This window comes from Roseovarius spongiae, assembly GCF_003651245.1.
Taxonomy (GTDB): domain Bacteria; phylum Pseudomonadota; class Alphaproteobacteria; order Rhodobacterales; family Rhodobacteraceae; genus Roseovarius; species Roseovarius spongiae.
This window is the reverse complement of record NZ_RAPE01000002.1, coordinates 367291-379855: the sequence shown is the minus strand read 5'-3', so window position 1 is coordinate 379855 and position 12565 is coordinate 367291. Positions and strand designations below refer to the sequence as shown.

Annotated in this window: 8 protein-coding genes; 5 read left to right on the top strand and 3 right to left on the bottom strand. The window is 66.5% G+C overall.

Going from position 1 to position 12565, the window contains the following annotated elements; all coding sequences use genetic code 11:
• The first annotated feature begins 1 nt into the window (after position 1).
• The gene (locus tag D6850_RS08560) at positions 2–1219 is read left to right on the top strand and encodes a multidrug effflux MFS transporter (protein WP_121165852.1); all 1218 of its coding nucleotides are present in this window, start codon (positions 2–4) and stop codon (positions 1217–1219) included.
• A 71-nt stretch (positions 1220–1290) separates the two neighbouring features.
• Positions 1291–2688, top strand: coding sequence for a helix-turn-helix domain-containing protein (locus tag D6850_RS08555; RefSeq protein WP_121165850.1), 1398 nt, complete (start codon positions 1291–1293; stop codon positions 2686–2688).
• A 39-nt stretch (positions 2689–2727) separates the two neighbouring features.
• Here D6850_RS08555 and D6850_RS19280 read toward each other — a convergent pair whose 3' ends face one another.
• Complete coding sequence (locus D6850_RS19280) at positions 2728–3318, bottom strand: hypothetical protein (protein ID WP_147438880.1); 591 nt, start codon at positions 3316–3318, stop codon at positions 2728–2730.
• Positions 3319–3347: 29 nt separating this feature from the next.
• The gene (betC, locus tag D6850_RS08545; protein ID WP_121165846.1) at positions 3348–4862 is read right to left on the bottom strand and encodes a choline-sulfatase; all 1515 of its coding nucleotides are present in this window, start codon (positions 4860–4862) and stop codon (positions 3348–3350) included.
• A gap of 290 nt (positions 4863–5152) precedes the next feature.
• Here betC and D6850_RS08540 point away from each other — a divergent pair, with 290 nt between their 5' ends.
• A complete protein-coding gene (locus tag D6850_RS08540; RefSeq protein ID WP_121165844.1) occupies positions 5153–6709 on the top strand; it encodes an ABC transporter substrate-binding protein in 1557 nt (518 codons plus the stop codon).
• Positions 6710–6787: 78 nt separating this feature from the next.
• On the opposite strand, the gene D6850_RS08535 is transcribed toward D6850_RS08540, so the two are convergent.
• On the bottom strand, positions 6788–7693 hold the full coding sequence (locus D6850_RS08535; protein WP_245964140.1) for a DMT family transporter: 906 nt from the start codon (positions 7691–7693) through the stop codon (positions 6788–6790).
• A gap of 173 nt (positions 7694–7866) precedes the next feature.
• Between D6850_RS08535 and D6850_RS08530 the strand changes: the two genes are divergently transcribed.
• Both D6850_RS08530 and D6850_RS08525 read left to right on the top strand, forming a co-directional pair.
• Positions 7867–9003, top strand: coding sequence for an alpha-hydroxy acid oxidase (locus tag D6850_RS08530; protein WP_121165842.1), 1137 nt, complete (start codon positions 7867–7869; stop codon positions 9001–9003).
• Positions 9004–9117: 114 nt separating this feature from the next.
• Positions 9118–12564: a pyruvate carboxylase gene (locus D6850_RS08525; protein WP_121165840.1), complete on the top strand. Its 3447-nt coding sequence runs from the start codon at positions 9118–9120 to the stop codon at positions 12562–12564.
• The last annotated feature ends 1 nt before the right edge of the window (position 12565 follow it).

The window sequence follows — 12565 nt, the reverse complement described above, 5'->3', positions numbered from 1 at the left end:
CATGTCCACCCCGCCCGTCATACGTTTCCTCGATCGCAGCACGCCGCCGCATATCGTGACGCTCATCCTGCTGGCGGGGATCTCGGCGCTGGCGATGAACATCTTCCTGCCAAGCCTGCCCGGCATGACCGACTATTTCGAGACCGAATACCGCTTGATGCAGCTTTCGGTCGCGCTCTACCTCGGGGTGAACGCGGTCTTTCAGATCGTGATCGGACCGATGTCGGACAAGCTCGGCCGCCGGCCGATGGTGCTGGGCGGCATCGTGGTGTTCCTGCTGGCCACCGTGGGCTGCGCGCTGGCGGCCAACGTCACCGTGTTCCTCATCTTCCGCATGACGCAATCCGCCATCGTCGCCGCGATGGTGCTGAGCCGCGCGGTGGTGCGCGACATGGTGCCCCAGGACCAGGCGGCGAGCATGATCGGCTACGTCACGATGGGCATGACCGTAGTGCCGATGGTCGGTCCCGCCATCGGCGGAATGCTCGACGAACAGTTCGGCTGGCAGGCGAGTTTCTGGCTGCTGTTCCTGCTTGGCGCGGTCGTACTCTGGCTGGCGTGGGCGGACATGGGAGAAACGGCGACGCGCAGCGACCACACGCTCGCCCAGCAGTTCCGCGAATATCCGGTTCTCTTCCGCTCGCCCCGTTTCTGGGGCTACGCGATGGCGGCGGCGCTGTCGTCGGGGTCGTTCTTCGCATATCTCGGCGGCGCGCCTTACGTCGGCGACGAGGTGTTCGGCCTGTCCTCCGCCGAGGTCGGCTTCTACTTCGGGGCGCCCGCGATCGGTTATTTCGTCGGTAATTTCATCTCGGGCACGTTCTCGGTGCGCGTGGGCGTCGACCGGATGGTCTATTGGGGCACGCTGATCAACGCCGTGGGCATCTCGATCAACCTCGGGCTGTTTTATCTGGGCCTCGGCAGCGCGCTCAGCTTCTTCGGGCTGATGACCTGCATGGGGCTCGGCAACGGTATGACCATTCCCAACGCGACCGCCGGCGCGCTGTCGGTGCGCCCGCATCTCGCCGGCACGGCGAGCGGCCTGTCCGGCGCGCTGATGATCGGCGGCGGCGCGCTGCTCTCGGCGCTGGCGGGCGTGGTCCTGACCCCCGAGAGCGGCGCGACGCCCCTGCTCTGGCTGATGCTGGTCAGCGGGCTGCTGGCGATCGTTGCGATCGGCGTGGTGATGGCGCGAACCCGGCAGATTGTGCGGCGCTGAGCCCTTGCAAACCCCGCTATGCAAAACTACCCTCGCGGGTGAGCAAAGTTGCAAACCAGCGGAGCGTGACGATGGCGACCAGGAAGCTCTACGCCGGGGCCAAGCTGCGCGAGACGCGCACGCGGCTCGGCCTCACGCAAAAGGACTTCGCCGCGCGGCTGGGCGTGTCGCTGCCCTATCTCAACCAGATGGAGAACAACAACCGCCCCGTAAGCACCACGGTGGTGCTTGCGCTGGCGCAGGAATTCGGCTTCGACGTGACCGAACTGGGCAGCGGCGACGCCGAACGCATGGTCAGCGACATGCGCGAGGCGCTGGCCGACCCGGTCTTCAGCGATCCGCCGCCGCTTGCTGATCTGCGGCTGGCGGCGGCCAACGCGCCCGCCCTCGCGCGCGCCTTCCTCGAACTCCACGGCGCCTACAAGCAGACGCATGAGCGCCTCGCGTCGCTCGACGAGGCGCTGGGGCGCGACGACGCGCAGACCCAGCAGAGTCCCTGGACCGAGGTGCGCGACTTCTTTCACTACTGCGACAACTACATCGACGCGGTGGACCGCGCCGCGGAACGGTTCGGCGACAGCGGCGCGCCGGGAGAAACGATGCGCGACGTGACCCGCGCGCGGCTTTCGGAGATCGGAATTTCCGTGGCCCTGACCGACGCGGGCAAGCTGCGCCATCTCGACCGGCGCGGCGGGGTGCTCTACCTGTCCTCGCGCGCGGCGCCCGAGACGCAGACCTTCCAGATGCTGATGCAACTGGCGTTGCTGACGCGGGATTCGCTGTTCGAGGCGACGCTCGACCTCGCGCGGTTCCAGTCGGGCGCGGCCCGCGACATCGCCAAGATCGGGCTGGCCAACTACTACGCCGGCGCCGCGATGATGCCCTACGCCGCCTTCCTCGCCGCCGCGCAGGAGTGCCGCCACGACCTCGAGATCCTCGCCAACCGCTTCGGTGCCTCGATCGAGCAGGTGGCGCACCGCCTCTCGACCCTGCAACGCCCCGGCGCCAAGGGGGTGCCGTTCTTCTTCGTGCGGGTGGACCAGGCCGGCACGATCACCAAGCGGCACTCGGCCACGCTCCTGCAATTCGCGCGCTACGGCGGGGCCTGCCCCTTGTGGAACGTGCACCGCGCATTCGAAACGCCGGGCCGCTTCCTGCGGCAACTGGCGCAGACGCCGGACGGGGTGCGCTATATCAGCCTTGCGCGGGACGTGTCCAAACCGGGCGGCTCCTTCGGCGCGCCGGTGCGCAGGTTCGCCATCGCCTTGGGCTGCGAGGTGAAACACGCCGGCTCGCTCGTCTATGCCGACGATCTCGACCTCTCCAACCCCGCCGCCTATGAACCGATCGGCATTTCCTGCCGCATCTGCGAACGCACGGACTGTCACCAGCGTTCGGTCCCGCCGCTGGAGCGCCGCCTGCGGGTGGACCCGGACGCGCGCGGGGTGCTGCCCTACGAGGTGGGGTGACGGGAGGGGAAATGGGCGAGTGACGGTCCGGGGGCTCAATCAGCAGCCGCCTGTCGCCCTTTTCGGCACGCATTTCGAAACGCTGGCCCCGCCACCGCAGCCGGCAGCACCTACACCGGGCCGAAGCAGGTGATCCTTGTAGATGCACAGACAATCTTCGATCTCCGCCGCCGACAGAGGTTCGAATTCGGCAGGCAGGTCGGCCTTGTCGATCCACCCTCCTGAAAACCCGAATACTTTCGCGCCGGTGCGCGCGCCGGCGTGAAGGTATATCTTCTCCGGCTCAAGACGGCGATACGCACCGATCCGGTGACTGATATCGTAGATTGCGAGCGGACCGATTCCGCGGATCGGCGCTATCGCTGCCGACACGACCGAATATAGTTCGCCGAAGTTGCGGGCCGCTTCCACCCGAGCCTCTTCACTAAGCAACTTTCGACCCGCTTCATCCAAGGTTGCATGGGATATTCGACACTGATGCGGGTGTCTCTTGCCATTCAACAGCACGGAACGCGCTGCGACCTCCATAGCCTCCGTCAAGGTCGGTCGTTCCGCGTAGAACTTCATTTCACTCTGTTTGTGCGGTCGGACTTCTTTTATGTAATGGTCGACACAGGCTTTGACGTTCATTGCATATCCTCCAACAGCCCCCCGCTGCATCACTCCCCGCGCGGGAAGCGCTGGTTTTCCTCCACCACGTTCAGGTCCATGTGGTTGCGCATGTAGCGTTCGGACGCCCTCTGCAGCGGCTGGTAGTCCCACGGGTAATAGCCGCCCTTGCGCAGCGCATCGTAGACCACCCAGCGGCGCGCCTGGCTTTCGCGCACCTGCGCGTCGAACGCCGCGAGATCCCAGCGCGCCCGCGCCTCGGCGTCGAACTGCGCGAGCGTTTCGGCATGGGCCGGGTCGTCCGCGAGGTTGGTCAACTCGTGGGGGTCGGCCTCCAGGTCGAAGAGCTGGTCGGGGTCGAGCGCGCAGCGGTTGAATTTCCATTTGCCGTGGCGCAGCGACACCAGCGGCGCATAGGACGCCTCGGCTGCGTATTCCATCGCGACGGGCGCCTCGCGCCCCTCTCCGCGGCCCAGCGGCAGAAGGCTCTGACCCTCGGTCCAGGGCGCGATGCCGGCCATGTCGGCGCCCGCGAGGTCGCACAGCGTCGGGCAGACGTCGATGGTGCTCACCGGCGCCTCGACCCGCCCCGGCGCCATGCCCGGCGCGGCGATCATCAGCGGCACCCGCAACGAGCCCTCGAAGAAGCTCATCTTGAACCACAGCCCCCGCTCGCCCAGCATATCGCCGTGATCGGACAGGAAGACGACGATGGTGTTCTCCGCCTGCCGCGTGCCCTCGAGCGCCTCCATGATCCCGCCGACATGCGCGTCGAGATAGGAGATGTTGGCGAAATAGGCGCGGCGCGAGCGGCGGATATCCTCTTCTGTGATGTCGAAGTTGCGCCAGTCGTTGGCGTCGAAGATGCGCTGCGAATGCGGGTCGTGGTGATCGTATTGCATCGCCGGGATCTCGGGGAGCAGATGCTCGCAATCCTCGTAGAGATCCCAATATTTCCGCCGCGCGACGTACGGGTCGTGCGGGTGGGTGAACGAAACCGTCAGACACCAGGGCCGCGCGTCATGCCCGCGCCCGAGATCGTAGATCTTGCGTGTGGCGTGATAGGCGACCTCGTCGTCATATTCCATCTGGTTGGAAATCTCGGCCACCCCCGCCCCGGTCACCGAGCCAAGGTTGTGATACCACCACTCGATCCGCTCTCCGGGCTTGCGATAGTCGGGCGTCCAGCCGAAATCGGCCGGGTAGATATCGGTCGTCAGCCGCTCCTCGAACCCGTGAAGCTGGTCGGGACCGACGAAGTGCATCTTGCCCGAGAGGCTGGTCTGATACCCCGCGCGCCGAAGGTGGTGCGCGTAGGTGGGAATGTCGGCGGCGAACTCGGCGGCGTTGTCGTAGACGCGGCTGCGCGAGGGCAGGAGCCCGGACATGAACGACGCCCGCCCCGGCGCGCAGAGCGGGCTCGCCGTGTAGGCGTTGGCGAAGCGGGTCGAGCGCTCGGCCAGCGCGCGCAGGTTGGGCGCATGCAGCCACTCGGCCGGGCCGTCGGGAAACAGCGTGCCGTTCAACTGGTCGACCATGAGGATGAGGATGTTGGGATGCGTCATTGGCCTGCGCCCTCCTGCGGTGCGCCGGGCCGATGCCCCGGCGGCTTTCATGCGGCACTTAACTTTTCGTTGACTCATCCGTCAATGACAACCAACGTCTTCGGATGACGCGTTCGGCGCGCCTCGTAATCGCATGACAAGGCGACACTTTACGAGGTCGCCGGCAGGTCGGCGCCCGGCTCTTGCGACGGGCGCAACCTCCGAAGTCGCGACGATCCGGCCATGATCCACTGGCCGGCGCCGAGGCGGGTCGCTATAGTATAAACGCAAACAATCAGGGAGAAACTGATATGACACTTGTTAAAGGCGGCATGTTCGACCGCCGCGGATTTCTGAAAACCACCGCCGTGGCCGCCGCCGCGTCGGCCCTGCCCCTTGGCGGCGCGATGGCCGAACCCAAGCGCGGCGGCCATCTGCGCGTCGCCAAGGGCCATGGCCAGACCACCGACACGCTCGACCCCGGCCAGTGGGAAAACGGCTACATGATCGCGCTGAGCTTCGGCGTGCACGGCCGGCTGACCGAGGTGGCGCAGGACGGCAGCGTCCAGCCCGAGCTCGCCGAAAGCTGGGAGGCCTCCGATGACGCCTCGGAATGGCGCTTCAAGCTGCGCAAGGGCGTGACCTTCCATTCCGGCAAGCCCGTGACCGTCGAGGATGTGGTCGCGTCCATCAACCATCACCGCGGCGAGGATTCCACCTCGGCCGCCGGTCCTATCGTGGCGCCCATCCAGGAGCTCACGACCGAGGGCGACGACACCGTTATCTTCAAGCTCGACGGGGGCAACGCCGACTTCCCGTTCATCCTGACCGATTACCACCTCGCGATCTGCCCGGCCAAGGAAGGCGGCGGAATCGACTGGAAATCGGGTGACGGCTGCGGCGCCTACGTGCTCAAGGATTTCAATGCCGGCGTTTCCTCGCAGTTCGAGCGCAATGAGAACCACTGGCGCGACGATGTCGGCTGGTTCGACAGCATCGAAACGCTGGTCGTCGTCGACCAGAACGCGCGCACGACCGCGCTCGTCTCGGGCGACGTTCACGCGATCGACAAGGTCGATCTCAAATCCGCCGGCCTCCTGGAGCGCAACAAGGCGATCAAGATCGAATCCATCGCCGGGACGCAACACTACACCTTCGCGATGACGGTCACCAAGGATCCGTTCACCGACAACAACATCCGCCAGGCGCTGAAATACGCAATCAACCGCGAGGAACTGGTCGAGAAGATCCTGTTCGGTTACGGCTCGGTCGGCAACGACCACCCGATCGGACCGGGACAGCGCTATTTCAACAGTGAACTTGAACAGAAGGTCTATGACCCGGACAAGGCCAAGTGGTATCTGAAAGAGGCCGGCGTCGACAGCGTGTCGGTCCAGCTTTCCGCCTCGGACGCCGCCTATCCCGGCGCGGTCGACGCGGCCGTTCTCTACCAGGCTTCGGCCAAGACCGCCGGCATCAACATCGACGTCAAGCGCGAGGCCAATGACGGCTACTGGTCCGACATCTGGATGAAGAAACCGTTTACCGCGGTCTACTGGGGCGGTCGTCCCGTCGAGGACCAGATGTTCGCCACCGCCTACAAATGCGGCGCCGACTGGAATGACACCTTCTGGTGCAACGAGCGTTTCGAGGAACTGATGGTCAAGGCGCGCGCCGAACTCGACGACGCCAAGCGCCGCGAGATGTATTTCGAGATGCAGGACATCCTCGCCAACCAGGGCGGCGCGATCATCCCGATGTTCGCCAACTACGTCTTCGCCATCACCGACAAGATCGGGCATGGCGAATACGCCTCGAACTGGGACATGGACGGAGAGCGCTGGATGGAGCGCTGGTGGTTCGCGTAAACCACGCCCCGCCGTCACGGCAAAGGGAACCCCGGCGCGGCGCGCCGGGGTTTTTTCATGCCCGCGCGTCGGGCGCCTTCAGTATTTCGTCTGGTGAAAGGCCGGCGTGATCGCCCGGCGCTTGAGCACCGACTCGCGCCAGGTGATGAAGCTGACCGATCCCACGATCACCAGTCCGCCGAGAATCACGAACGGATCCACCCCCTCGCCGAAGACCAGCGCGCCCAGCAGCACCGCCCAGACCAGTTGCAGAAAGGTGACCGGCTGCGTCACGGTGAGCGGCGCCGCGCGGAACGCCAGCGTCATGGTGAAATGCCCCGCGGTCGCGAAACAGGCGACGCCGAAGAGGATCAGCACCTCGGTCCATGTCGGCGTGACCCAGTGCAGCCACGCCAGCGGCGCCAGCCCGATCGTGACGGTGATCGACAGCATGCCCACCACCACGGCGGGCGAGCAGTCGTCGCTCACGATCTTGGCCAGAAGGTAGGACGCGCCGAAGAACATCGCCACGAACAGCATCGCCACATGCCCCGGCCCGACCTCCTGAAAGCCCGGGCGCAAGATGATGAGCGTGCCCACCAGCGCCGCCCCGATCGCCATGACCCGCCGCAGGGCGAGCGTCTCGCCCAGGAAGAACGCCGCCCCGAGCGTCACGTAAATCGGCGACAGGTAGTTCATCGCCGTGACATCCGCGAGCGGCATGCGCGCCATCGCGAAGAACCACAGGATCACCCCGGCGGTATGCGCGGCGCCGCGCGCGGCGAAAATCCCGATCCGCCGGCGGGTGAACCGCGTGCGCAGGATCGAACGGGCCATCGGGATCAGGAACGCGAGCCCGAGGAAATACCGCAGAAAGGCCGCCTGGGTCGCGGGCACGTCGGTGCCCAGCACCTTGACGAGCGCGGTGACCCCCACGAAACACCCGCCCGTGACGATCATCCAGAAGACGCCCCAGCCGGGCCGGGAATTCGGGACAGTATCCATGGCGCGCAGAAAAGGCCACCGCGCGCGGAATGTCGAGCCTCTGCGAATATGTCTGCACAAAATCTTTTGATGTTCCCCATTTACCCGCTCTGACGGCGCCTGCCCCGGCGCAACCTCCGCCGCGCCGACGCCGCCCTCTGGACAATCGCGCCGCGCGCGGTGCAAATGCCCGAATGGACCTGCACGCCCGCTATCCCGGCCTGGCCGATCTCAAGGCCCGCGCCCGCGCCCGCCTGCCCCGCTTCGTCTGGGAATATCTCGACAGCGGTACGGGGGCCGAACGCACGCGCCACGCGAACGAGGCGGCGCTGGCCGAGGTCACGCTCATGCCGTCGATCCTGCATGGCGAATTCGCCCCCGACCTCTCGACCGAGCTCTTGGGTCGCACGCTTCCCCTGCCCTTCGGGATCGGCCCGGTGGGCATGTCCGGCCTCGTCTGGCCGGACGCCGAACGCCACCTCGCCCGCGCCGCGGCTGAGGCAGGCGTTCCCTACACGCTCTCGACCGTCGCCAGCCAGACGCCCGAGGACGTGGCGCCGGAGCTGGGCGAGCATGGATGGTTCCAGATGTATCCGCCGCGCGATCCCGAGATCCGCGCCGACATGCTGAACCGCGCCCGCGCCGCGGGGTTCTCGACGCTGGTGCTCACGGTCGATGTGCCGGTCGCGTCGCGGCGCGAACGGCAGGTGCGCTCGGGCCTCACACAGCCGCCGCGCCTCACCCCGCGCCTTCTGGCGCAGGTGGCGACGCGCCCCGCATGGGCGCTCGGCATGGCGCGGATGGGGATGCCGCGGATGCGGATGATCGACGGCTACGCCGGCGAAACCAGCGGCCTGCCCTCGACCCAGCACGCGGGCTACCTGCTGCGCACCTCGCCCGACTGGGATTACCTGCGCTGGCTGCGCGACGCCTGGGAGGGGCCGTTCATCGTCAAGGGCGTGCTCGACCCCGCGTTCGTGCCGCGCCTGGAAAAGGCCGGAGTGGACGCGATCTGGATTTCCAACCACGGCGGGCGGCAGTTCGACGCCGCCCCCGCCACCGTCGACGCGCTCCCGGCCCTGCGCGCGGCGACCGATCTGCCCATCCTCTTCGATGGCGGCGTGGGCGGGGGGCTCGACATGCTGCGCGCGATCGCGCTTGGCGCCGATTTCGTGATGATGGCGCGCCCCTGGCATTACGCGCTCGCCGCGCTCGGCCCGGATGGGCCCGCCCACCTGGCCGAGACGCTGCGGCTCGACCTCGTCTCGAACATGGGGCAGCTTGGCGCGCATCGGCTGCGCGACGTGCGCGAGCGGCTTTGCCGCGGATAAGGCGCGCGAATGTCGCACCATGTCACAGCTTGCGCGGAAAATGACGCCGCAACGCGGCGATCTTGCGTTAGACCATGTGGCAAAACCAAAGAATCGCCAGAGGGACCTCCATAGATGACGCAATTCGGGAAAATCCTGATCGCCAACCGGGGCGAGATCGCGATCCGCATCATGCGTGCGGCCAACGAGATGGGCAAGCGCACGGTCGCCGTCTTCGCCGAAGAGGACAAGCTCAGCCTGCACCGCTTCAAGGCGGACGAGGCGTATCGCATCGGCGAAGGGCTCGGCCCGGTCGCCGCTTACCTGTCGATCGAGGAAATCATCCGCGTCGCCCGCGAAAGCGGCGCCGACGCGATCCATCCGGGCTATGGCCTATTGTCGGAAAATCCCGATTTCGTCGATGCCTGCGCCGCCGCCGGCATCGCCTTCATCGGCCCGAAGGCGGAAACCATGCGCGCCCTTGGCGACAAGGCGAGCGCGCGGCGCGTCGCGCAGGAGGCCGGCGTGCCGGTCATCCCCGCCACCGAGGTGCTGGGCGACGACATGGACGAGATTCGCCGCCAGGCCGCCGAGGTGGGCTATCCCCTGATGCTCAAGGCGTCCTGGGGCGGCGGCGGCCGGGGCATGCGCCCGGTGATGTCCGAGGACGAACTGGCCGAGAAGGTGATGGAGGGCCGGCGCGAGGCCGAGGCCGCCTTCGGCAACGGCGAGGGCTACCTTGAGAAGATGATCACCCGCGCGCGCCACGTGGAGGTGCAGATCCTCGGCGACAAGCACGGCGGCATGTATCACCTGTTCGAGCGGGATTGCTCGGTCCAGCGCCGCAACCAGAAGGTCGTCGAACGCGCGCCCGCACCCTATCTTTCGGAGGCCCAGCGCGCCGAGATCTGCGACCTCGGTTACCGCATCTGCAAGCACGTGAATTACGAATGCGCCGGCACGGTCGAGTTCCTCATGGACATGGAGACCGATAATTTCTACTTCATCGAAGTGAACCCCCGCGTGCAGGTCGAGCACACCGTGACCGAGGAAGTCACCGGCATCGACATCGTGCAGGCGCAGATCCGCATCGCGGAGGGCGCGACGATCCAGGAGGCGACCGGCAAGGCGTCACAGGAGGACGTGCGCCTGAACGGTCACGCGCTCCAGACCCGGATCACGACGGAAGACCCGCAAAACAACTTCATCCCCGATTACGGCCGCATAACCGCCTACCGGTCGGCCACCGGCATGGGCATCCGGCTGGACGGCGGGACGGCTTATGCGGGGGGCGTCATCACGCGCTTCTATGACAGCCTGCTGGTCAAGGTCACGGCCCACGCGCAGACGCCCGAGGCGGCCATCGCCCGGATGGACCGCGCATTGCGCGAATTCCGCATCCGGGGCGTTTCCACCAATATCGCCTTCGTCGAGAACCTGCTGAAGCATCCCACTTTCGTCGGCAACGAATACACCACCAAGTTCATCGACGAGACGCCCGAACTGTTCCAGTTCAACAAGCGGCGCGACCGGGGCACGAAGGTTCTCACTTACATCGCCGACATCACCGTGAACGGCCACCCCGAGACCAAGGACCGCCCCCGCCCGCGCGACGACCTGAAGGACCCGCGCCCGCCCGCCCTGCGCGCGGAGCCGATGATGGGCACGCGCAACCTGCTGGAACAGAAGGGGCCGCAGGCGGTGGCCGACTGGATGAAGAAGCAGAAGCGCCTGCTGATCACCGATACGGCCATGCGCGACGGACACCAGTCGCTGCTGGCGACGCGGATGCGCAGCCACGACATGATCAAGGTCGCACCCGTCTACGCCGCGAACCTGCCGCAGCTCTTCTCGGTGGAATGCTGGGGCGGCGCCACCTTCGACGTGGCCTATCGCTTCTTGCAGGAATGTCCGTGGCAACGGCTGCGCGATCTGCGTGCGGCGATGCCCAACATCATGACGCAGATGCTGCTGCGCGCGTCCAACGGCGTGGGCTACACCAATTACCCCGACAACGTGGTGCAGGAATTCGTGCGCGTCGCGGCGCGGACCGGCGTGGACGTGTTCCGCGTGTTCGATTCGCTCAACTGGGTGGAAAACATGCGGGTCGCGATGGACGCCGTGATCGACAGCGAAAAGGTCTGCGAGGCGTCGATCTGCTACACCGGCGACATCCTCGACCCGGATCGCGCGAAATATGACCTGAAGTATTATGTCGGCATGGCCAAGGAACTCGAGGCCGCGGGCGCGCATGTGCTGGGGCTCAAGGACATGGCGGGGCTGCTGAAACCGGCGGCCGCGCGCGCGCTGATCCGCGCGCTGAAGTCCGAAGTCGGCCTGCCGATCCATTTCCACACGCATGATACGGCCGGGATCGCGTCTGCGTCGATCCTCGCCGCCGCCGATGCCGGCGTCGATGCGGTCGATTGCGCGATGGACGCGCTTTCGGGCAACACGTCCCAGGCGACGCTCGGCACCATCGTCGAGGCATTGGCGCATTCGGAACGCGACACCGGGCTCGATATCGGCGCGGTGCGCGAGATTTCCGATTACTGGGACGCGGTGCGCGCCCATTACGCCGCGTTCGAATCCGGGATGCAGGCGCCGAGTTCCGAGGTCTACCTGCACGAAATGCCCGGCGGACAGTTCACCAATCTCAAGGCGCAGGCGCGCAGCATGGGGCTCGAGGATCGCTGGCCCGAGGTGGCGCAGACCTACAGGGCCGTGAACGAAATGTTCGGCGATATCGTCAAGGTCACGCCAAGCTCCAAGGTGGTGGGCGACATGGCGCTGATGATGGTGAGCCAGGGCCTCAGCCGCGCGGATGTCGAGGACCCGGCCCGCGACGTGGCCTTCCCCGATTCGGTCGTGGACATGATGCGCGGCAATCTCGGCCAGCCGCCGGGCGGCTTTCCGCCCGCGCTGGTTAAAAAGGTGCTGAAGGACGAAAAGCCGCTGACCGAGCGCCCCGGCAAGCGCCTCGCGCCCGTCGATCTCGAGGCCGAGCGCGCGGGCCTGAGCAAGGAGTTGGAGGGCAAGCCGGTCGATGACGAGGATCTGAGCGGGTATCTCATGTATCCGAAGGTCTTCCTCGATTACATGGGCCGCCACCGCATCTACGGACCTGTGCGCACCCTGCCGACGCGCGCCTTCTTCTACGGGATGGAACCCGGCGAGGAGATCACAGCCGAGATCGACCCCGGCAAGACGCTGGAAATCCGCCTTCAGGCGGTGGGCGAAACGACCGAGGAGGGCGACGTGCGCGTGTTCTTCGAACTCAACGGCCAGCCGCGCGTGGTGCGGGTGCCGAACCGGCTGGTAACGTCGCAGACGGCGGCGCGCCCCAAGGCCGAACCCGGCAATCCAGACCATGTCGGCGCCCCCATGCCCGGCGTGGTGGCGAGCGTCGGCGTAAGCGCGGGCCAGAAGGTCAGCGCCGACGACCTGCTGCTGACCATCGAGGCGATGAAGATGGAAACCGGCATCTACGCCGAACGCGACGCCACGGTGAAGGCGGTGCGCGTCGCGCCGGGCGGGCAGATCGACGCCAAGGACCTGCTGATCGAATTCGAGGGCGACTGAC